This window comes from Nocardia sp. 852002-51101_SCH5132738 (assembly GCF_001665695.1).
GTDB lineage: Bacteria > Actinomycetota > Actinomycetes > Mycobacteriales > Mycobacteriaceae > Nocardia > Nocardia nova.
Window position 1 is genome coordinate 1 of record NZ_LZML01000042.1, and the last position, 22,108, is coordinate 22,108.

Here is a 22,108-nt window from a genome sequence, read left to right on the forward strand (position 1 = left end):
GGTCCGACAGCATCTTGGACGGGTCGATAGGCTGGACAGAGGTCATCGCGTGAACTTTCTTTCCTTCAAGTGACTTGCCGGTCTTTTGAAGGATCACGCGGTGACCACCCCCTATCCGGCTACGACACGCCCGCACTTTGCTGGCGTCCGGCCATACACCATCCTGCTGGACTCAACCTCTTGCCACAACGCTTCTCGCGATGCGCTCTGTCGAAGTCAGCGCGCAGCGATAGTCGGCCCTACCGGGGAGGTCGAGAAGCAGTGGCAGCGTAATAGGCTCGCGGCGTGTATGTGCCGTGCTCGGTATTCCGGCGAACCCCATTGGAGCGAGCCGACCAACAGCTGTCGTGGAACCGCGATGATCAGGCGTTCTTCGCTGCCGGCGCGTGTCATATCCTCGCCTACGCCTTCCTGGAGATCCACACCCGTGGGTGGAACCCGATCGGGCTGTGGCCCAGCAGCGCCGACAACCCGAGCCACGTGTACGCCTCGGACGGCACGTGGGCCTTCGATCACTGTGGATGGACACCGGAGCCCGAACTCCTGCTCGCCTCCCGCGCGGCAGAGCCGCACGCCGACTATCAACGGCGTCCGATCCTCATGGGTCTCGACGAGTTCTGCGCCAGGCACTACCACCGCACCCGGACCGAGTTCGCATGCGACCCGTGGCCTCGCGCGCACGATTACATTTCGCGATTCGCCGATTGTCGCTTCCGGTTGAAGACTGGATCTGGCACAGACTTCGTGATTGACCGGTTCGGGATGCGAAGGGGCGGTTGATAGTTCATCATGTCGCGGGTGTTCTACATCGACCGACACTATGTGCATCGGGCCTTTTTGAGGCCAGGCGACGCGCATGCGTCGCCGATCTGGAACACGTACATAAAGCCGCTGGTGGACCCATTCGTGGACGACAGCAACGAGCATCGGTACTGCGACGAGGACGAGTTCCATGAACTCATCTGGGAGACATGGTGTCAGGCCGGCGTCGACAACGATGTCACCATCGAGCACGAAAGCGAACTCTCTGAGGGGTCCTCAGCCGCGCGCGGCAGCCGCATCGACTTCCGCTTCTACTACGACGACTTGTACCGCGTCGGGGTGGAGGTCAAGGCCGCGGGCTGGTGGTCGTCGGAGCAGGTACAGGAACAGCTCGTGCGCTACGCCGAGACCGGCGAAGTCGATTCGGTGCTGCTGCTGACCTCCGATCCGGACATGGCCGAAATCGACTGGCCTCGTTATCTGGGGGTCTCGCTGTTCATCGTGCTGCTCACCGGACGTCGAGGTCTGCTGTAGCCGCATGGGCCGTTGCGGGACACCGGCCTCGGAGATCTACGTGCGGAAACCGCCTGTAAGACTTACGGGTTCGGCGAGAATTGGGTGGTGACGAAGAGGGAGAGCGGGAAGGCGCCACTTGGCGTATGGCGGTACGACCTGATCCGCGGTAACTTTTTGCTGGCTGTCGACGAGATCAGGGCATGACCGTGCTGGCGATCCCGCATCCGGACTATGGGCTGAGTCTCAACGGCGCCAAGTCGCGGTACAGCCTGTCCTACTTGTATGCGGTGTGCTCTCAGGCGGGATGCACTGTGAAGGAGACGCCGCAGGATTCCGATGTTCACGCTGTCGACGCCACCGTTCAGTTCGCTGAAGGTGATGTTCGCGTCCAGCTGAAGTGCTCCAGCAGATATCGGATGACAGGGTCGCAGATTCGGTTTCCACTCCAGCAGGACTGGATCGGCAAGTGGAAGAAGCACCAAGGGGCCACGTTCGTTGTCCTTGTCCTGGTTCCCAAGGACAAGGCTGAATGGGTCGAGTGCGGCGCCGACACCCTGCATCGAACGCAGGCGTATTGGGCCAAGTTCGACAGGACCTCGACGGAGAAGTCAATCGTTATCCCCCGCGCCAACCGATTCGGTGTCTCCACGCTCGACGAGTGGCACTCTGAGTTCGCGATCGACTTCGGAGAGGAGGCAGCATCCTGATGTCCAATGACGACCTGCTCACACACACCAAGGCGTGGATGCTGCAACACGGCTGGAACGAGGTCTCCGAGGGCGCGGCCGGATGGATGTGGAGGCGCACCGCCCCCGGTGAAGATCCTCGGAAGATCGCCCTTGTCCGAGACCTCGCCAGCGATAGCGTCGCGTTCAGCGGCGTGGTCCAGCGCCTCGCGGCAGCACATGGGACGCCGGCAGATGAAGTCGAGCGCAAACTGCGGTGGTGGGACACAGATGTCACCATGCTGCGCGCCGCCAAGGACATCGTGATCGCCGATACGATCCCCCTGACCGCGGGTGCAGTAATGGTGGAATCCGCACGGCTGATGTATCGAAGCTCGGCCACCGCTGCCGTACGGCTTCGCTCTGAGATCAGTGGTGGGTATTCGAAATTCGGTGACGACATCAGCGACACCGTGAGGATGGGCCATACCGAGCGTGGCTCGTATGTCATTCCCGTCTACGTGAAACTGAGCGACCCCGAACCAGTGGATGATGACGAGCAACCACCGCTGGAAGGGTTGGAGCGCCGGTCGGTCGAGACAGTGGAGTCGGTGGAGCGTCGTATGACTCGAACCTTCGCCCAAGCGATGCAAGCCGTCCACGATCACGTCGTCACGCCAGAACATCTGCCGAAAGCGGACGAGGTGGTAGGGCTTGTCTCCGCCGGGGTTACACGGGAGTTCGTGTCAGCGACCGGCCGCGTCCTCGCCGAAGATGCAGTAGCGGAATTTGAAACACGTTTCGAGTGGGCCTCCTCGCAGCCGACCCCGGCTCGCATAGCCAAGTCAGTCAGCGTCCCCGCGGCGGCTAAGGAGAAGCTGACTGAAACGGTCCGGCTTCTGAAACGATCGAAGCGCCGGGAATTCAACGTCATGACTGGCCCGATCGTCACTGTGAGCAAGTTCCCAGGCGATCCGATCGTCTACGCGACGATCAAGACGGTTCGAGGCGGCCACCCTTGCAATGTCACCGCGTTCTCTAGGACCCCGCTGAAGACGGTCACAGAGTGGATGAACACCGGTGAGACAGTCCAGCTACAGGGGGTGGTAGATCGTGGGAGCAGCGGCCTGGTCGTACGGAATCCGGAGGGATTCGGGCCTATCGCATTGCCTACAGAATGACCGCGCGGACGTGGTCAGGCGAGTGCTGTAATTCGTTGCTTTGGCTGAAACGCAGATTCGACTGAGGTAGCACCGGCCTCGAATGCCCTTGGGCCATAGCGTGTCCGAGGAGTGCCGGGGCTGCGGCGTCTCGGCGGCGCGACACACCGACCAGACGTCGCGCTCAGTGGTGGCGGGCGGCGTGGCCGGTAGCCTCTACGTCGGCCGCTCAAGTGTGAACAGACAGGGCTATGCCCGTAAGGAGCGGTACCGCCAGTCAGGCCAACTGGGCATGAGACCCGACGCCGCTTCGCGGTGCTGGGACCGACGTACGGCTGTGCCGTACGCGGGCGTTGACGATCAATCCGTTCGAGGGCGCGCACTCCGCGCTCCTCGCGGCGTTGCTGCGCACCCTCATGCCCAGATTGGAGATTCTCATGTCCAAGTCCAGTCCGATGGACCGCGAGTCCGCCGACCGTATCAGCGCGGCAGCCGAACGCGATCCCGGTTCCGACACCGCGCAGTCAGGGTTCGACGAACGCGCCGAAGCTGCCGCCGCCCGCAATGAAGACGACTACGACGACGAGTACGAGTAGTCGTTGAGGTAGGCCGCGAAGACGGTCGGTGGGCCCGAACGCGGGGTCGCCGACCGTCCGACAGGCGTGGCTCGATCGAAGCCGGTCGGCGACAGGGTCTTCGGGCCCGGCCTGGCGCGCCGCTGCCCTCCCAGGACGCGGAGGGGGCCGGGGCCGATGTGTTCACACCGGCCCCGGCCCGTCTTCTGTCGCTAGGCTGCCAGGTCTCCTGAATGCCCTTCACGCTGAGAACGTCTCAGTTTCAATGAGCTTGAGCTGTTCGCGGCTGCGCGAAAGACCAAAACGTCTTCGTGGGCGATGAGGGCCAGCGGAAGGCCCGCGTCGCGATTCTTCAAGACGAAGTCGCGTTGGAAGAACGACGAGTGCGCCACGATGTCGTTGCTGGTGAGTCTGCCTAGCAGGGCGACTGCGCGGTCGACGGGCACGAGTCCGGCGGTGGCGGCGCAGCGGGTCAGCAGGGAGGGCAGGTCGACCAGTTCGGCGTGTTGTCGCCAGGGGCGGGCGGTGACGATCACGTGTCCGCCGGGTTTGAGGTAGGCGGTGGCGGCGGTGAGGATGCGGGTGAATCCGGTCAGCAGGCGGGGCACGCCGACGTTGGCGAGGTTGCCGCGGTCGAGGGTGTTGCCGTAGCGGTGATTGCGTTTGTGGACTCCTTCCCCGGCACGCACGTGCACGTGTCCGTGGGTGCTGTCGCCGTACGGGGGTGAGGTGAGGATCAGGTCGACGGTGCCGCGCAACCCGGCGGGTAGGACGGTGGCGAGTTTGCGGGCGTCGCCGGTGTATACGAGCGCCTGATGGTCGTGGCCGGCCTTCGCCGCGAGGGTGAGGTTGTCGCGGGCGATAGCGGCCCAGCGGTCCTCGTACTCGACGCCGACCGCGCGGCGGCCGGCATGGACGGCCTCGACCAGGGTGGTGCCGATCCCGCACATCGGATCCATCACGAGATCGCCGGGGCTGCTGTAGCGGCCGATGGCCTCGGCGGCGATGTGCGGCAGCATTTTCGCCGGGTGCGCCGAGGACTCGCGGGTGTAGCGAGACCCGCGTTGGGCGGCGGGGCTGGTCTGTGCGGTCGCCCACACCGACACCGGCACCGGCCGGGTCGTCGGGCTCTCGGGGGACGTGGTTTCCGAAGACATGTGATCAACCTTTCGACACGAGGGACGGTGCGCCGGAGGCGTCGGGCGCGGGCGGGGCGGTGTGGGCTCTCACGCGATGGTGAGGTCGTGGGGTTGCAGGAACACCAGGACATCGATGTGGACCCGAGCCGCGTCGTCGGGAGTGCCCGGCGTGGCGACCTCGGTGGCGCGAATGCCGACGGCGACGAGGTGTTGCAGATACAGCAGGTCGGTGTTCTGGGCTGCGGTGACCACGTCACCGGACGGGTCGTGGAAGGCGCCGTCGGGGTCGCGGTGACACTGGGCTACGACCACGAGAAGTCCTCCGGCCCGCAGCCGGGAGCCGGCCTCCTCGGCAACCGCCCACGGACTCAGCCCTGCTGTGTTCGGAGCCAGGGTGGTGGCGACGATCAGGTCGGTGTCGGCGACCTGACCGCCGTCGAGCCCCCAGGCCGGAACACGGTCCAGATCGGTGACCGCGTGCTCGGCATCGGGGGTGGCGGGCATGAGCAGGACGCGGTCGCCCGGCGAGCTGTATTCGAGCAGCGCGCGGGTGAGCACGCGCGGGGGCCAGGAGTCGGCTACCTCGATCGGGGCGGGCCCACAGGCCCACAGCGTCGAGGGGATCGATCCGGGCGCGGCTCCTCGTCGGGGCCGGGCAGCGGGTGTGCGTGCGCTCATGGGAGATACCTCGTTTCCGGTCGGCGGGTGGGTCTGCGAAGGGACTCCTGCCCACGACAGGCTTTTGGACATCCATCGATGCGAATTCTTTTGCGCACTCGCCCCCCGCAACATGAATCACCGTCGGAAAAGGACGCTCTGATAATCGGGGTGACAAATATTCTCCGGCTTTACGAACCGCTGCACTGTCGGTCGGTGTGGCTCCGGTGCGGCAGTGCAACAGCAGCGCCACACGAACGCCACACCGCAGGTAGGGCCCTATTTCACGGATAGTCGCCAGCGTGGGAGGCACCGATGTCTCGCTGAGGTTCGCGCGTGCGTGTATTCGGTGGTGAATCTGCCTCGAGGTTGGCGTGAATTTGCGGTGACGTATTTCTGTCATTGGCGTGTGGATATCGCCTTATTTCCTTGCCTCGTCGATTTCTTTTTCGCCGAGACGGGAGCACCACGATGCCGAATTCACGAATCCCCGACTACCGGGAAGCGACGCCGCTGACGCTGATCCGCCAACGATTCGCCGGGCTCGCCGATTACCGGGTGCCGGGCATGCCAGCGGGCTGGGACCGGTTGAACGCGAATCGCCTCACCGCCCGGCTATTGAACGCACAGGTCCCCGCCGAGGAGGTCGACGCGGTGTGGGCGCAATTGGTCGAGGCGGCCCGCACCCGCGACGAGACGGCGGTGCTGGTGTGTGCGGGTGCCGCGTTGCCGATGCTGAGCGCGATCACCGCCAAGCTGTGCGGGCATTGGGCTTACCGCGCCGACACCGAGGCAATGGTGCTTGTCGCGTTCCTGGACGCACTGTCCGGGCTGGATGTGGCGCGCCCGAATGTGGCCTACCGGTTGCGGTGGGCCACCTTCCACCGCGCGTGCCCGCCGGTGCGTGAACGTATGGCCGCGCCGACCCCGATCGACTGGTTTCCCGATAGCGGTCACTCCCGCGACGGAAGGGCGGTGAGTTCGCCGCAGGGGCACCCGGAGCTGTTGCTGGCCCTGGCCGTCGAGGAAGAAGTGCTCAGTGCCGCCGACGCGGGATTGATCATCGACACCCGCCTGCATCCGCGGCAACTCAAGACCATCGCCGCCGAGGCCGGAATCAATTACGACGGGCTGGCCAAACGCCGCCGCCGTGCCGAGCACCGGCTCGCGGCGTGGCTGCGCGAGCGCATCGCCGACACCCAGGTCTCCACTCAGGTCGAGACCGCCGCCCTCGACACCCTCACCCACACCGCCACGCGGCGACCGGCTCCTGTCCGAATGTCCAAAACCGGGTCGGCGGCGCGAGTCCTCCCACTGCCGAAGTCCGCCCCTACCGCGGCGCACCCATCGCACGAGGAGCAACGCCGATGCGCATGATCATTCCACCTCCCATCACCGCACGACCGAGCACGACATGGCGGCAGCCCCGCAGCTCTCGTCGTCTGGCGGTGACCGTTGCCCTCGCGGCCGGTGCCGTGACCATCGTGGTGTGCGTAGCGGCGGCCCCGGCCGGGGCTACGCCGGTCGTGTTGGCGGTGGCTGGGTCGCTCAACGAGGTGTGCGACCGCCTCCGCAATTGGCTGGTGGCGATTCTGGCGACGATCGCCACTACCTATCTCACGGTCGGCGGAGTGCGCTACGTGCTCTCGGGCGGTGACGCCGGCGAGGTCGAGCGCGCCAAGTCCGCCGTGCGCTCGGCGATGATCGGCTACGCCTTGGCCATCCTCGCCCCGGTCGTGGTGAACGTTCTCAAGTCGCTGGTGGGTGGCTGACATGACCATCGACCTCCCCACGCACCCCTCGCGCAACGGCCCACCGCGATGGCTGCGACGCGCCAGCCTGCTGGCGCTGAGCATCAGCATCGTGATCGGTATCGCTGCCGGTCCGGTGTGGGCGGCCCCGCCCGAACCATCACCTTCGTCGCCGGTGACCACCAGCCCCTCCGTCCCCGTCCCGAGCCCACCGGCTGCCTCGGTGATGCCGGGACCGACGAGTCCCCACACCTCGCCGCCCCCGTCGACGGCACCGGTTCCGGCGGGAATGTGCACGGATCCGGACGGGTGTGTACCGCAGCAACCACCAGACAGCCGACGCGGCGAGCAGCGCCCTGCTGCGCCGGAACCGGATTGCGGGATCGACCACATCAGTGGCTGCGTGGTCGAGGCGATGGACGGGTTCTTCCGCAATCTGGTGTCCTCGGCGCTGAACCCGCTGCTGGAGCTGTTGTCGACCACGCTGCTGGCGACACCGGCCCCGGCGAGCCTGCCCCGGGTCGGGCAGTTGTGGAGTTCGTCGTGGCAGATCACTCTCACCGTGTACGGGCTGCTGATCATGGCCGCCGGAGTGCTGGTGATGTCGTATCAGACGCTGCAGTCACGCTGGTCCGCGCGCGAGATCGCTCCCGGCCTGATCCTCGGCATGATCGCCGCCGCGCTGAGCTTTCCGCTGCTGACCCTCGCCGTCCGCGCCGCGAACGCCTTCTCGGCGGCGGTCGCCGGAGACGGTGTCGATCCCGACTCCGCCGGGCAGGCACTGCGGCAGCTGGTGACCTCCCCGGAAATGGTCGGCACCCTCGGCATCTTCGGGTTGCTGCTCGGGCTCGTGCTGGTGGTGGGGCTGGTGGCGTTGCTGCTCGGGTACGTGATCCGGGTCGTGGTCACGATCGTGCTGGTCGTGGCAGCACCGCTGGCGTTGATGTGTCACGCCCTGCCGATCACCGAGCCGATCGCCCGCTGGTGGTGGCGCTCGGTCGCCGCGTGCCTCGCGATCCAGGTCATCCAGAGCCTGGCGCTGATCACCGCCACCCGTGTGTTCCTGTCTCCCGATGGCTGGAAATTGAACGGCGGTTCCAATGGCGGGCTGATCAACCTGATCGTCTCGATCGCGCTCGTCGGCATCCTGGCCAAGGTCCCGTTCTGGATGCTCTCGGCCATGCGGATCGGGTCCGGCCGCTCCCTGGTCGGCGGCATGGTCCGCAGCTACCTCGCCTACAAAACCTTCGGCATGCTGCGCGGCGCATCGAAACCCTCGACACCACCCCGGCCCGCCGCCCGGACGAAGGCAGCCGGGAAGCTCGCTGATCCCTATTCGAAGGTGCAGACCGCCGCCGACGGGCAGATGCTGCTGCCGTTGCCGGGAATCAAACGCAGCACCCCGAAACCGAAACCCGCAACCCCGGCCGCCGGTCGTGACGTGCCCGCCCCTCCGTCGCCAGACATGGGTCGCCAGCTGAAGCTGGACCTGACCACGTCCAGCCTCCCGCTGCCACGGGAAGCGCCGCGCCCGGACGGACAGTACGCCCTGTTCTACGCCAGCCCGGTCACGAAGCCGCCCGGTGGCCGCCGCCCTCCGGGCTTGAGTGCCACGCGCGGCGGCACGACTCCGACGGGAACAGCGGGCACGGCGGCATCGACTCCGACGGGGTCGAAGCGGACTCCGAAAGGACGCCAGCTCGCGTTGCGGTTCCCGGCCGCGCAACCCGCCGCCTCGTCTGCGGCGCGGCCCGCTGACCCGTACGCGCGCCCGAAGGCCACGGCGCACGGCCAGTACGTGCTGCCCCTCGACGTCACGCGGGTCCGCCGTCCGACCCCGCCGCCTGCTTCGGCGTGGATCGCGCCACCCGCACCGCGCCCAGCTGGGCGGCAGCTGCATCTGCCTTTGCCCGATCTGCCTGTGCGTCGTCGACGGCGGCCCGACACCGGAGGTACTCGATGAACTCCTACCGTATCCCCTCCGACGTGGAGCGGCCCGACCGGATCGTCGGCCCCTTCACTGCCCGCCAGCTGGGCCAGCTCGCCGTCACCGGGCTGATGCTGCTGCTGATGTGGGCCGCCACCCGCGCTCTCGTGCCGATCACCGTGTTCGCCGCCCTCGCTGCCCCGATCGCCGCCGTGGCGACCGCGATCGTGCTCACCACCCGCGACGGCCTGTCCGGCGACCAGCTGCTGCTGGCCGCATTGCGTCACCTCGGGCGCGACCATCATCTGATCGCCGCCCACCTCGGCGACGGACACGGTGGGACCGCACCGCGCTGGCTGACCGAGAACGCGCACGGGCCACGCCCACCGGCCGCGCGCCCGATCACCGCCGACACTGCCGCGCTGCCGAGGTCGATCACGCCGGGCAGTGGCGGGCTGGGTGTGGTTGATCTGGGTGGGGACGGGATCGCGGTGATCGCCGCCGCGACCACCATCAACCTCGCGCTGCGCACACCCGCCGAGCAGGCCGGTCTGGTCGCGGCACTGGCGAACTACCTGCAGAGCCTGACTGGGCACGGCGTCCAAATTCTCTTGCGGTCGGTGCGCCAGGACGTCACCGGCACCATCAGTGACCTGCACCTCGCCGCCCGGGAAATGTCGCCGGAGCTGGCCGACTACGCCCGCGACCACGCCCAGCATCTGGCCGACCTCGCCGATGACGACACCGCCGCGCAACGGCAAGTCCTGCTGATCTGGCGTGAGCCCCTCGACCCCGCCACCCGGCTGGCCGCCTCGGTGCTGGGCGGGCTCACCGCGCGGGGCCGCCGCGAACGCCGGATCTCCGTCCACGCCCGCCACGCCGCCGAAACCCGGCTCGCCGCACGCGTGACCGACGCCACCGACATACTCGCCCCCTTGGGCATCGGCGTGCGGGCCCTCGGCGAGGACGCCGCGACCGCCGTCGTGACCAGCTGCACCAATCCTGCGAACCTCGTGCCGTTCGGCGCGGCCGAGGCAGCCGGCTCGACCGACATCATCACCACCGAAGGCAGCGGGTACGCCGGCGTGCGTCTCGATACGACTGTCACCGAGGACGAGGCCGAGGCGGATGCGCACCGCGGGGCCCGACGCCGTCTCGGTCGCCGCCGCACCGGCCGCCGGGGTGCGGGTGCGGAGTTCGCGCCGGAATCATTGACCATCGGCGCTCGCCACCTTCAGGTCGGGTCGGACTTCGTCGCCACGATCGCGGTCACCGGCTACCCGCGCGAAGTCACTCCGGGATGGCTGGCCCCGCTGGCCGCGTTCGGAGGCCGGGTCGACATCGCCCTGCATATCGAGCCGATCGATCCTCGCCTGGCCGCCGTACGGTTGCGTCGCCAGCTCGCGCGCCTGGAATCCAGCCTGGCCTCCGCGACAATGCACAACCGGGTCGGCGATCCGGCCGTCGACGTCGCCGCCGAAGACGCCGCCGCCTTGTCCGCACAGCTCGCCCGCGGAGAGTCACGCCTGTTCCGCGCCGGACTGTATTTGACCGTCCACGCCAACAGCGAGGACGAACTCGCCGCACAGGTGAGCGCGTTACGGACCCTGGCGGCGAGCCTGCTGATCGATACGTGCCCGACCAGCTACCGCGCCGCCGAGGGGTGGACCGCCACCCTGCCGCTGGGCTTGGACCCGCTGCGTTTGCACCGCACCTTCGACTCGCACGCGCTCGCTGCCGCTGTGCCGTTCGCGTCCGCGCAATTGCCGCCCGCCGACCCGGTCTCGGTCACCCCGGCCGGAGTGCTCTATGGGCGCGACGGCGCGGCCGGGTTGTTGTTCCACGACCGCTTCGCCCCGGCGATGCACAACCACAACGAGGTCATCCTCGGCCGGTCCGGGGCCGGCAAGTCGTATTTGGCGAAGACCTCGATCCTGCGGTCGCTGTATCGGGGGATCGAAACCGTCGTCATCGACCCCGAAGACGAATACGCGGCCCTGTGCTGGGCGCTCGGCGGCACCCACATCCGCCTCGGCGCCCCCGGCGTCTGCCTCAACCCGTTCGACCTCGACATCCACTACGGCTCGACCGGTCGCCGCACCGCGCCCGCTGATGCGCTGAACAGGCGAAAGTTGTACTTGCACACCGTGATCGCGGTCCTGCTCGGCGAGCAAACCCCCGCACAGCGCGCAGCGCTCGACACCGCTGTCACCGCTACCTACACCACCGCCGGAATCACCGACGATGACCCCGCCAGCTGGGTGCTGCCCGCACCGACGCTGAGCATGCTGCGCGACCACCTCGCCGCCATCGGAAACTCTGTCGCGGTCGACCTGGCCGCCGGGCTGGCGCCCTATGTCGCCGGGGGCGCGTTCGCGGGGCTTCTCGATGGGGCGAGCACGCATGACCCCTCGGGGGCGTTGACGGTGTACTCGCTGCGGGATCTGCCCGAGGAATTGCGCACCATCGGCACCCTGCTGGCGTTGGACGCGACCTGGCGACGGGTCAGCGACCCGGGCCTGCGGCGGCCCCGCGCGGTGATGGTCGATGAGGCGTGGCTGCTGATGCGCCAGCCCGCCGGAGCGCAGTTCCTGGCTCGGCTGGCGAAATCGGCGCGCAAATACTTCGTCGGGTTGACCGTGGCGACCCAGGACGCCGCTGATGTGCTGGCCACCGACCTCGGCAAGGCGATCGTCGCCAACGCGGCCACCCAGGTGTTGTTGCGCCAGGCCCCGCAAGCCATCGATCAGGTCGGAGACGCCTTCGCGCTCTCCGACGGCGAGCGACGGTTCCTGCTGGCCGCCGACCGCGGCCAAGGACTCCTTGCGACCGGGGCACACCAGCGCACCGTCTTTGCCTCGGTCGCCTCCCTCGCCGAGCACCAGCTCGCCACCACCTCGCCCGAATACGACCTCTACGAGACCGAGGAGACCGCGTACGACGATTTCGCCCTCGGCGCCGCCGGCAGCGAGATCGACCTCGGGCCCGAGACGTTTTATGCCGCCGGTGACGAGGACGCCGGCGCCGACCCCGGACACGACCTCGGCCTGGACGAGGCACAAGCCCAGGAGGCCCCGTGATGCACACCAACCTGCCCAGCCAGTCCAGCTCCAGCGCCGATGCCCCCGGTGGGCGGATCGGCGGGCTGCTTACCGATCCTGGGCCGCACCTCACCCACCTGATCGCCCTCGCCGAACATCACGCGATCCCGGCCGCTGTCGCTGTCGTCGCGGCCGTCGCTGCCGTCGTGGCCCTGACCGGATGGGTGCGCCGCCGCCGCGAGCGTGGATGGGCCGACGGGGCGCGGCAGGTCGAGATCATGGTGCCACCACAGGTGCAGCCCGACAGCGCCCAAATGTTCTGGGAGCACCTGCACGGCGCGCTCGCACGCACCCGGTGGCAGCGATTGTGGTCCGGGCAGCATCTGCTCGGGTTCGAATATCGCATCGCTCCCGACGAGGGCGCGGTCATCCGGCTCTGGGTGCCGTCCTGTGTCCCGCCGCACCTGGTCGAGAACGCGGTCACCGTCGCCTGGCGCGGTGCCCGCACCCACACCCAGCCCGCCACCGCGCCCCTGCCGCTGGCCCCAGCCGGACACCGCAGCATGGTCGCCGGGGGCGAGCTGCGCCTCGGCCGCGACGCCCGCTGGCCAATTCGCACCAACGCTCCTGGTGACACCGCCGCCGCGCTGATCAACGCCGCCGCAGCGATGGAGTCCGGCACCACCGCCTGCGTGCAAGTCCTGGCCCGGCCGGTCACCGCCCGCCCGGGCCGCCGCGCCGGAAACAGCGGCGCGTCAACGGGTTTCGCCGGGTTCCTGCTGGAGTTCGTCCGCGAGTTCTGCGGGCTGGTCACGCCGGGTCCGGCGCGTCCCACCCGTGCGTCCGTGGCTCGTGGCAGCGTGCGGGGTGGGTATCGGGATCGGCAGGTGAGCCTGGAGCAGTCGGCCCAGGATCACGCCGCCGCCGACAAGGCACTGGCCACCCAGTGGGCCACGCTCGTCCGCTACGCCGTTACCGCGCCCGTCGCGGTCGATGCCGACCACGGCACTCGGTCACAAGTGGCGGCGAGGGCGCGGGGCCGGGCTCACGCGGTGTCGTCGTTTCTGTCGGGGGTCTCCGGGCACAACCACTACCGTCGCCGCAGACCCAGTTCGCGCCTGCGTGAGGCACTGTCGTGGCGGCGGCTGCGGCGTGGTGATCGGCTGTCGTGTCCCGAGCTGGCGGTGATCGCGCACCTGCCCCTCGACGCGGGGATCGCCGAGATCCACCGCGCCGGAGCCCGCGCGCTGGCGCCCAGCGAAGTCATCGCCTCCGGTGGGCCCGGCACCAAACCCCTCGGCCGCGCCGACGCCGTCGCTGGCCGCGATGTCGCGATGCGGGTGCCCGACGCCCGCCACCATGTTCATGTCCTCGGCCCCACTGGGACGGGAAAATCGACGCTGCTCGGCCGGATGATCCTCGCCGACGCCGACGCCGAGCGTGGACTGGTCCTGATCGACCCGAAGGGCGATCTCGTCACCGACGTCTTGACCCGCTTGCCCGAAGACGCCGGTGGCCGGGTGGTGTTGTTCGACGCCGATTCCGCCAGCGCGCCGCCGTGTATCAATCCGCTGGATCTGACCACGTTCGGCGGGGACCTCGATCTGGTCGTGGACAACATCGGGACCGTGTTCGCGCGTATCTATCACCAGTTCTGGGGCCCGCGCACCGACGATGTGTTCCGCAACAGCCTCTACACCGTGTGTACCCAGCCGCGTCCGGCCACCCTCGCCGACGTCGAACGCATCCTCGCCGACGACACCTACCGAGCCAGGCTCGTCGCTTCAGTGGAAAAGCCTGAAGTGCAACGTTTCTGGCGTGCCTTCGACGCGCTCGGTGAGTCAGGGCGCGCCCAGCTCACCGCGCCGCTGCTCAACAAACTCCGCCAGTTGTTGTTGCGTCCGTTCGTCAAGACCGCTCTCGCGGGCGGTCCCGCCACCGTTGACCTGTCCACCGCCCTCGATCACGGTGGCCTGGTGCTGGCGCGGCTGCCCAAGGGCCGGCTCGGGGAGGACACCACCCGCCTGCTCGGCGCGCTGCTGGTCGCACGCACCTGGCAAGCCGCCACCGCGCGCGCCGCCACCCCCGCCACCGAGCGCCGGGACGCTGCCCTCTACCTCGACGAATTCCACAATTTCTTACATTCATCCACACCTGTGGAAGACATGCTCGCCGAGGCCCGCGCCCTGAAGCTGTCGATGGTGCTGGCGCATCAGAACCTCGGACAGCTCACTCCCACACTCCGGGAGGCGATCTCGACCAACGCCCGCAACAAGCTCTACTTCGCCGTATCACCGGAGGACTCCCGCGACCTCGCGCGCCACACCCTGCCGCAGCTGACCGACCACGATCTGGCCCACCTCGACGCCTACCACGCCGCCGCCCGCCTCGTCGTCAACGGGCAGAACACCGCCCCCTGCACCCTCGCCACCGAACCTCTGCCGCCGCCTATCCCCGGACGGGCCCGGCGGGTCCGTGCCGCCACCCGCGCCCACACCACACCCGCCCCGCAGCCCTCGTCGGCGGCGAGTCTCGCGCCTCGCCTGAAGACCCCCGCGCCTCGTGTGGCCCGGCCCGATCCGCGTCGTCGCTGAACCACCAGCAGCACAACACTCTCCAGCTCCCCGGCCTAATCCGGCCGGTTGGCCGTGTCGATTGGAGGTCCGATGTCCCACGCTCACCGTTCCCGCCCCGCCACAGCCTCTCCTGCTACCTCGCTCGGCGAACCTTCGCGGTCGGCGGCGCCGGTGCTGGCGGGGCAGGCGAGTCTGGCCGGCATCCTCACCGCGCGCGATCGGTGGCTGCTGGGGATGCTGTACGAGCATCGCGTCCTGACCACCACCCAGATCAGCGCCCTCGCCTTCGACGCGACCCGCCGCGCGACCCGCCGCCTGCTGAAGTTGTACGAGGCCGGGGTGATCGACCGGTTCCGGCCTCGCCGCCTCGTGGGCACCGCGCCCTGGCATTGGATCCTCGGCCCGGCCGGGGCCGCGGTACTGGCCGGAGAACACGGGCTGGACCCGCGCGAGCTGCGCTGGCGCCATGACCGCGCCCTCGCCATGGCCTACAGCCTGCGCCTCGATCACGACATCGGCGTCGCCGACTGGTTCACCACCCTCGCCACCGACGCGAACCTTCCCGCCACGCTCACCGCCTGGTGGTCGCCCACCCGTTGCGCGCGGTTGTGGGGAGACCTGGCCCGCCCCGACGGCTACGGCCGTCTCACCCCCACCGGCGGCGGGCCGGGCGGAATCGAGTTCTTCCTCGAATACGACTGCGGCACCGAATCTCTCACCCAGGTGACCAAGAAACTCGGCGGCTACGCCAACCTCGCCGCCGCCACCGGCATCACCACCCCGCTGCTGGTCTGGCTGCCGACGCGCCACCGCGAAGCCACCGCCCGCACCGCCCTCGCGGCCACCGCCACCGGACTCGAACAACCCGACACCGTCCCGATCGCCACCGCTGCCGCCGACCACCTGCCCGGCATGGGCCCGGCTGGGCCCGTGTGGCTGCCGCTGCACCCCGCACCAGCCCGGCCACAGACTCGGATCACCGTCACAGCCCTCGCCACCGCCTGGCCCTGCCTACGCCTCGTCGCGGCCAGCCACAGCGAGGAAACGGCGGTCGATCAGCGAGTCGTGCTCGCCGCGCCGTCGCCGCGCCCACCGCAGCGGGAGGGGTGGTGATGTTCGGGGCAGCGGCCGGGGCCGCCGCGCTGCTGACCGTGGTGACGATCGGCGCGTTCACCGTCACCGTTGTCGCGGTCGACTCTGCCTACCCGCACGCGAGCATCAGCACGCCGGGGTCCACCGGCGGGGAGTCCGCGCCGAGTCCGGACGCGGTCGCCGACATCCCACCCGACAAGCTCGCCCTCTACCGCGAGGCCGCCTCGGACTGTCCGGGACTGGACTGGACGGTCCTGGCCGGCATCGGCAAGGTCGAGACCGATCACGGCCGCAGTCGCCTGCCCGGAGTCTCCGACGGTGAAAACAGCGCGGGGGCCGCCGGGCCCATGCAATTTTTGGCCTCCACGTTCGACTCGGTCACCGCACGGCACCACTTGCCCGCGGGCGGGGCGAGTCCGCCCTCGCGCTACAACGCCTCCGACGCCATACACGCCGCCGCCTTCTACCTGTGTGACTCCGGCGCCGATCACGGTGATGTGCGCGCGGCGATCTTCGCCTATAACCACGCCGACTGGTACGTCGATCAAGTCCTCGCTCGAGCCGACCGCTACCGCGCCACCACCCCAGCGCCCCAGGAACCCGGCACCCGCGATTGCGAGCACCTCGCCGGTACCGACGCGACCGCGGCCACGGTGCTCGCCTTCGCCTGTGCTCAGTTGGGGCAGCCGTATGTGTGGGGAGGCAACGGGCCGCAAGCCTCGGGCGGCTGGGACTGCTCCGGTCTCACCAAAGCCGCCTACGCCGCCGCCGGAATCGCGCTGCCGCGCACCGCCGCCGAGCAATACCACGTCACGACCCGAATCTCGGTCGAGGAGATCCGCCCCGGCGACCTCCTGTTCTACGCGAACGAGAACGACGGGATCCACCACGTCGGCCTCTATTTGGGAAACAATCAAATGGTCGACGCTCCAGACTTGGGGCAGCGAGTAAAAATAGAGAATTATCGATACCCAGGAGATGACTTTCTCTCCGCGACTCGCACATTTAAACGGGATTTATCGCAATGAATGCAACATTGGACGCATTCTGCGACTACCCAATCTTCGCATGTCGGAATGGTTTTGGCGAGTCGCGAAGTGGCGTGCTGGCGTGTCGCGGACCTGGGGTTACGGTACTTGTCGCAACGATGTTGTATCCGATACAACCGGGGGTTGCGGTGGTGCGACAAGTCGATCTGCCGGGTGCGGTGCACTTGGTGCTGGGTTCTGGTGTGCGATATCTGGATCCGGAGTCCGCGGTGTTCGAGGCGATGCTGGACGGCTGGCAACGTCAGCAGAAGAGCCGGTTCCTCAGCGACGACACCATCGGGCCGCGGTTGCGTTTGGTTCGGCGGTTCGCCGAGTTCACCAATCAGTATCCATGGCAGTGGATTCCGGGCGAGCTGGAAGCGTTCACGACCGAGCTGGTGTCGCGGGAGCGTCCGGCCGCGCCATCGACGATCCGTTCCTACCACGGGGCCCTCCGAATGTTCTGCGAATTCGTGACCGACTCGCGTTATGGGTGGATGACCGAGTGCGACAACAGGTTCGGGCAAGCACCGGTGCAGATCGCGCACGAGTGGAACACCGTGACGCACGTGGTCGACTACGAGGGCCGCCCGGGTCGGCGGGCGTTGACCTATGACGAGGTGCAGGCGTTGTTCGATGCCGCTGATGCGCGTGTGGAGTCCATTCGCAGCAGGGGCCGCAAGGGCGCGCTGGCGGCGTGGCGTGATGCCGCGATGCTGAAGACGATCTACGCCTTCGGCCTTCGCCGACGGGAGGCGGCGCGGCTGGATGTCGCAGACTTCCGCCGCAATCCACGCGCCGCACAGTACGGGCTGTTCGGGTCGGTACAGGTCCGGTATGGCAAGGCTTCTCGTGGCAGCGCGCCGAAACGGCGCACGGTGCTGACGGTGCCGGAGATGGACTGGATCGTGGATGTGCTCACCGAGTGGTGTGAACAGATCCGGCCGATGTTCACCCCAGGCGCACATCCGGCGTTGTGGATGACCGAGCGGCGCGGCCGGGTCTCGGTGCGATCGGTCAACGATGCGTTCTGCGACCTGCGTGCTGCGGCGGGGCTCCCGCCCGAGGCCGACGTTCACGCGTTGCGCCACTCCTACGTCACGCATCTGCTGGAGTTTGGATATCCGGCGTTGATGGTCCAGCAACAGGTCGGGCACGCCTGGGGGTCCACGACCGCGATCTACACCTCGGTGTCCGACGAGTTCCGCAACCGCCTGTTGGAGCAATCCTTGCTCCAGCACCCCGAATTATGGACGGAGACAACATGACTCGAACCATGGGCTACCGATGGCACCTGCGCACCAGGATGGCCGAACGCGGCCTGTTCCAAACCTCGGATCTGGTGCCGTTGCTGGCCGAACGCGGCATCCAGCTCTCCCGCGAGCAGGTCTACCGGCTGGTCACCCAGCCACCGCAACGGCTGTCGATGGACACTCTCGCCGCATTGTGCGACATCCTCGACACCACCCCGAACGATCTGATCGAGATCACCGCCGAACCCACCCAGGTCCGCAAAACCGCCAACAGCACCGGCACCGCGCCCACCCCACGACGCACCACGATCCGCCGCCCCGACGGACTATGAGCCCACAATGCCCGCACCGGATCCGACCGACTGGCTCACCGCCTACGCGCGTGGCGCGTTCCCCACGCTCAGCGCCACCGCAGCACGCAAAGCAGTGACCGTCGCCGCGAAAAGCCCCCAGGCCCTCGCTACTCTGCGTAACCACCTGGAACAGCACCCCGATGCATTGACCTCGGGTGACTCCAACGTCGCGCCAGTGGTCTGCACATTCATCGTCGTGCTCGCCGACGCCGGGGCCGTGCTGCCACGCTGCAGCCGGTGCCGGAAACCAGCCAAGCGCCTACCCAAAACCATTGCAGAAGGCCGCATCTGCGCATCCTGCGTTAGCTGGGAGACCGCCGAACCATGCGGACGCTGCGGGCGCAATCGCCCGGTCTCCACCCGCGACGCGCAGGGAGCGCCGCTATGCCAGGCATGCCGAGTCCGTGATCCCCGCACCCATCGGGCCTGCGGGATCTGCGGGCAAGCCAAACGGATCAACGCTCGCACCGCCGACGGCACTCCGATCTGCCCGCGCTGCTACCGCACCTATCGTCCAACCGAACGCTGCTGCCGCTGCGAACAGCTCCGCCCGCCCGAACACCGCACTCCCGACGGACCGGTCTGCGACAGCTGCTATCGACCACCGGACCAGCGCTGCGATGCCTGCGGACGCATCGGGCCGCTGAAAACCCGCCGCACCGAAAACCAGCCTGCGCTCTGCAGAGGTTGCTACCGAGGACGCACCGCCGTCTGCACCAAATGCGGGCGAGAGCGTCCGACCAAACGGTGCTCGGCCCGCCACGACGAGCCGACCTGCGCGGGCTGCTGGCCCCGGCCCCGCCGCCGCTGCGCCAATTGCCGACAGGTCACCGCGATCCTCACCCACTGGCCCCTCGGCGATGTCTGCGCAGCCTGCTACAAGTGGATCCGCCACCACCCCGCACCCTGCACCGACTGCGGCACCGCCCGGCCGTTGATCGGCACCAACCCCGCGAGTGAGCCGGTCTGTGGTCCCTGCGCCGGGCAACCCGACCGCGACTACACCTGCCAGCGCTGCGGCAACTCCGGCTTCTTCCACACCGTCGGGCTCTGCCTGCGCTGCCAGGTCAGCGACCGGGTTCGTGAACTCCTCGCCGGCCCCGACGGCACGATCTCCGCCGACCTGCTGCCGTTCACCACCGCTCTCACCAACACCGACTCGCCTGCGGCGATCCTGCAATGGCTATCGCCAGGCCGACCCGCCACCCGCCTGCTCGAACACCTCCACGCCACCGGCGCCCCGATCACCCACCACCAACTCGACCAGCTCCCACAGGATCTGACACTGCACCATCTACGCCGAGCCCTCGTCCACACCCGCGTGCTCCCCGAACGCGTCGAATATCTCGAACGGCTGGTGCCCTGGCTCGAACAGCTACTCAACGGCCAGCCCGACACCCGCGCCCACATCCTGCGCACCTATGCCACCTGGACAGTGCTGCGACGCGCTCGTCACCGCTCCGCGCGGCAACCATTCACCCGCGGCTCGAGCCGCTGGGCCCGCAGCCGGATACTCGCCTCGCTACGGCTGCTGCAGTGGATCGACGACCGACACCTCGACCTCAGCGACATCCGGCAACATCACATCGATCACTGGCTCCTGTCCCGAAATCCCGACTCGACCTATCCCGCAAGGGAATTCCTCCGCTGGGCCCGGCAACGACACCTTGTCGGCGCAGTCGCCATCCCGAAACGGCACCACCGCACCACGCTTCCACCGATCACCGAAGACGAACGCTGGCAACAACTCCGCCGCTGCCTGCATGAGGAGACCCTCCCCAATACCGTCCGCGCCGCCGGCGCGCTCGTACTGCTCTACGGACTCCCGCTCAGCAAAGTCTCTGTCCTGCAACACAACGACATCCACACCGACGCCCACAAGCGCGTCTGGCTGCACTACGGCAACCACCAACTTCGGATCCCACCCGGCGTCGCCACCCTTCTACTCACCCAACGCGACCATCCCACCAGCATTGCCGCAATCAACCGCGACCACCCCGACGACCCCAAATGGCTGTTCCCCGGCGGCTTCCCCGGACAAGCCGCACACGACAGCCTCTACCGCGGACTACGGGACCACCTCCACATCCACCTCCGACGCGCACGCAGCGCCGCCCTCGCCCAACTCGCCAGCGAAATACCCGCCGCCGTCCTGGCCCAACTACTCGACCTCCACATCGACACCGCGCTCACCTGGGCCACCTACGCCCAAAACGACTGGAGCACATACCTCGCCGCACGAATACCAACTCCCACCGACCTCGGCAGCCGGGCCGACCGGCGATAGCCCAGAACATCAACACCGCACCCAAACCGCGCTTCATCCTGCCTGAAACAGTAAACCGAGGAGCACACGATATGGCGACCATGGACAAGTTTGAAGAACGAGAAATCCGAGACTACGCAACGTCTCAACTTTCCCCCGAGAAATCTGACGAGGTCATCCTCGTCCAGAAGGTGGGCAGAAAGAGGATTACAGGCGAAATCTACGAAAGCTACGACGTTCACCTGTCAAGCGAAGAGCGATTCTGGGTTATTACCAACCCGACCAACCTCTATGACCAAACGGACTTCAAAAGTCTGGACCAAGCTCTGACCTATCACATCGGACTCCGATCCGTCCTGCACGAACAGTTCAAAATCCAGCCCGACGAAGACCAAGTGGAATACGTCAGCAGGCCATGGCGCCGATTTGCACGCGCACAAGAAGCCATGAATGAGGCTGTCGAAGCCGAGGACTACCAGGCTGTCGGTCTTCGTTGCCGTGATGCGCTTATAACGCTCGTCAAGGACAACGCAAACGCCGAATGGGTACGTCAACCAGAAGATAAACCGCAAGCCGCCAACGTTAAAGAGTGGATGCGCATATATTCCGACAGCCTTACGACCGATCGCCCCCGCGCCTACATCCGGGCACTGGCCGAGAAGACGTGGGACCTTACGAACTGGCTTCAACACTACTCCGGCGCAACCGAATGGGACGCACAAATGGTGCTTGATGCTACAGCTCACCTACTGAACACATTCACACTGCTGCGAATACGACATAGTGAAGTCGAGTCCCTCAGCCAATGCCCAGCATGCGATTCTCGCCAGCTCAGAGAAGATGGCTCGGGCCTCATCGAACGGAACGGTCATTTCGGGTCGGAAGAGTGGGAAGTCTGCCTCTCCTGCGGCTGGCAATCAGATCACACATATGAAGAGTGGTCACGTGACAGGCTCGAACGGTTTATCGGCTACGTCAACGGAACGCTGAACCCAGCCAAGAGGACGATGGACGAGTTGGATGCCCCTCCCGATGAAAAGTCACGGGACCAGCACCAATGACGCAACCGGCAGGGGGCCACTAGACCTGCGTTCACGCGCTTCCGACCTTCAGCCGGAGCACCTCAGTCCATTTCGGCCCGACGACTCGCACCGACTCCCTCGTTTCACCGGGCGAGTTGGTCGGGTCACCCGAGGCGACCGGACGGACGCCGCCTTACGGGCCGACAAGGTCAACCGCCAACCGGTCCTCCCCCGAATACGACACGGTTGGGAGTGTCGGATTACCGGTGGATCTGACCCCGGTAGGGGTTAGTTTCCGGTCGGGTTGATCCGGCCTTCGAATGCG

General features: G+C 67.5%; 18 protein-coding genes. 16 read left to right on the forward strand and 2 right to left on the reverse strand.

The genetic code is table 11. The annotated features are described in order from the left end of the window. The first annotated feature begins 321 nt into the window (after nucleotides 1-321). From A5789_RS06570 to A5789_RS06590, 5 genes are all read left to right on the forward strand, one after another. Nucleotides 322-780, forward strand: a complete 459-nt coding sequence (locus tag A5789_RS06570; RefSeq protein ID WP_064906749.1) for a hypothetical protein — start codon at nucleotides 322-324, stop codon at nucleotides 778-780. A gap of 18 nt (nucleotides 781-798) precedes the next feature. Next, nucleotides 799-1,296 carry a hypothetical protein gene (locus A5789_RS06575; protein ID WP_155525660.1) on the forward strand — a complete coding sequence of 166 codons (498 nt, stop codon included), beginning with the start codon at nucleotides 799-801 and terminating at the stop codon, nucleotides 1,294-1,296. 182 nt (nucleotides 1,297-1,478) lie between these two features. Beyond that, complete coding sequence (locus A5789_RS06580; RefSeq protein ID WP_064906751.1) at nucleotides 1,479-1,985, forward strand: DUF4365 domain-containing protein; 507 nt, start codon at nucleotides 1,479-1,481, stop codon at nucleotides 1,983-1,985. Further along, complete coding sequence (locus tag A5789_RS06585; RefSeq protein WP_064906752.1) at nucleotides 1,985-3,124, forward strand: hypothetical protein; 1,140 nt, start codon at nucleotides 1,985-1,987, stop codon at nucleotides 3,122-3,124. The genes A5789_RS06580 and A5789_RS06585 overlap by 1 nt, the downstream gene beginning before the upstream one ends. Before the next feature lie 332 nt (nucleotides 3,125-3,456). Beyond that, the gene (locus A5789_RS06590; protein ID WP_064906753.1) at nucleotides 3,457-3,699 is read left to right on the forward strand and encodes a hypothetical protein; all 243 of its coding nucleotides are present in this window, start codon (nucleotides 3,457-3,459) and stop codon (nucleotides 3,697-3,699) included. Nucleotides 3,700-3,890: 191 nt separating this feature from the next. Here A5789_RS06590 and A5789_RS06595 read toward each other — a convergent pair whose 3' ends face one another. Together A5789_RS06595 and A5789_RS06600 are read right to left on the reverse strand one after the other, a co-directional pair. After that, complete coding sequence (locus tag A5789_RS06595; RefSeq protein ID WP_064906754.1) at nucleotides 3,891-4,835, reverse strand: TRM11 family methyltransferase; 945 nt, start codon at nucleotides 4,833-4,835, stop codon at nucleotides 3,891-3,893. A 69-nt stretch (nucleotides 4,836-4,904) separates the two neighbouring features. Further along, nucleotides 4,905-5,495, reverse strand: coding sequence for a hypothetical protein (locus A5789_RS06600; RefSeq protein WP_155525661.1), 591 nt, complete (start codon nucleotides 5,493-5,495; stop codon nucleotides 4,905-4,907). A 450-nt stretch (nucleotides 5,496-5,945) separates the two neighbouring features. Here A5789_RS06600 and A5789_RS06605 point away from each other — a divergent pair, with 450 nt between their 5' ends. The 11 genes from A5789_RS06605 to A5789_RS36345 all read left to right on the forward strand — a co-directional run bounded on the left by A5789_RS06605 (nucleotide 5,946) and on the right by A5789_RS36345 (nucleotide 21,822). Then, nucleotides 5,946-6,851, forward strand: a complete 906-nt coding sequence (locus A5789_RS06605) for a hypothetical protein (RefSeq protein WP_064906756.1) — start codon at nucleotides 5,946-5,948, stop codon at nucleotides 6,849-6,851. Nucleotides 6,852-6,922: 71 nt separating this feature from the next. Continuing rightward, nucleotides 6,923-7,246, forward strand: coding sequence for a pilin (locus A5789_RS06610; protein ID WP_064906757.1), 324 nt, complete (start codon nucleotides 6,923-6,925; stop codon nucleotides 7,244-7,246). Between the two features lies 1 nt (nucleotide 7,247). Continuing rightward, on the forward strand, nucleotides 7,248-9,188 hold the full coding sequence (locus tag A5789_RS06615; RefSeq protein ID WP_155525662.1) for a hypothetical protein: 1,941 nt from the start codon (nucleotides 7,248-7,250) through the stop codon (nucleotides 9,186-9,188). Then, on the forward strand, nucleotides 9,185-12,232 hold the full coding sequence (locus A5789_RS35330) for a PrgI family protein (RefSeq protein ID WP_082940502.1): 3,048 nt from the start codon (nucleotides 9,185-9,187) through the stop codon (nucleotides 12,230-12,232). The genes A5789_RS06615 and A5789_RS35330 overlap by 4 nt, the downstream gene beginning before the upstream one ends. Next, the gene (locus A5789_RS06625; protein ID WP_064906758.1) at nucleotides 12,232-14,787 is read left to right on the forward strand and encodes a type IV secretory system conjugative DNA transfer family protein; all 2,556 of its coding nucleotides are present in this window, start codon (nucleotides 12,232-12,234) and stop codon (nucleotides 14,785-14,787) included. Before A5789_RS35330 ends, A5789_RS06625 begins: the two co-directional genes overlap by 1 nt. A 72-nt stretch (nucleotides 14,788-14,859) precedes the next feature. Then, a complete protein-coding gene (locus tag A5789_RS06630; RefSeq protein WP_082940503.1) occupies nucleotides 14,860-15,882 on the forward strand; it encodes a replication-relaxation family protein in 1,023 nt (340 codons plus the stop codon). Next, on the forward strand, nucleotides 15,882-16,889 hold the full coding sequence (locus tag A5789_RS06635; protein ID WP_064906766.1) for a C40 family peptidase: 1,008 nt from the start codon (nucleotides 15,882-15,884) through the stop codon (nucleotides 16,887-16,889). The genes A5789_RS06630 and A5789_RS06635 overlap by 1 nt, the downstream gene beginning before the upstream one ends. Before the next feature lie 149 nt (nucleotides 16,890-17,038). Beyond that, entirely contained in the window at nucleotides 17,039-18,157 is a 1,119-nt protein-coding gene (locus tag A5789_RS06640; protein ID WP_231956636.1) for a tyrosine-type recombinase/integrase, read from the forward strand. Further along, nucleotides 18,154-18,474, forward strand: coding sequence for a helix-turn-helix transcriptional regulator (locus A5789_RS06645; RefSeq protein WP_064906761.1), 321 nt, complete (start codon nucleotides 18,154-18,156; stop codon nucleotides 18,472-18,474). Before A5789_RS06640 ends, A5789_RS06645 begins: the two co-directional genes overlap by 4 nt. 7 nt (nucleotides 18,475-18,481) lie before the next feature. Beyond that, on the forward strand, nucleotides 18,482-20,782 hold the full coding sequence (locus A5789_RS36340) for a hypothetical protein (RefSeq protein WP_155525664.1): 2,301 nt from the start codon (nucleotides 18,482-18,484) through the stop codon (nucleotides 20,780-20,782). Nucleotides 20,783-20,853: 71 nt separating this feature from the next. Next, nucleotides 20,854-21,822: a hypothetical protein gene (locus A5789_RS36345; RefSeq protein WP_155525665.1), complete on the forward strand. Its 969-nt coding sequence runs from the start codon at nucleotides 20,854-20,856 to the stop codon at nucleotides 21,820-21,822. Nucleotides 21,823-22,108: the final 286 nt, after the last annotated feature.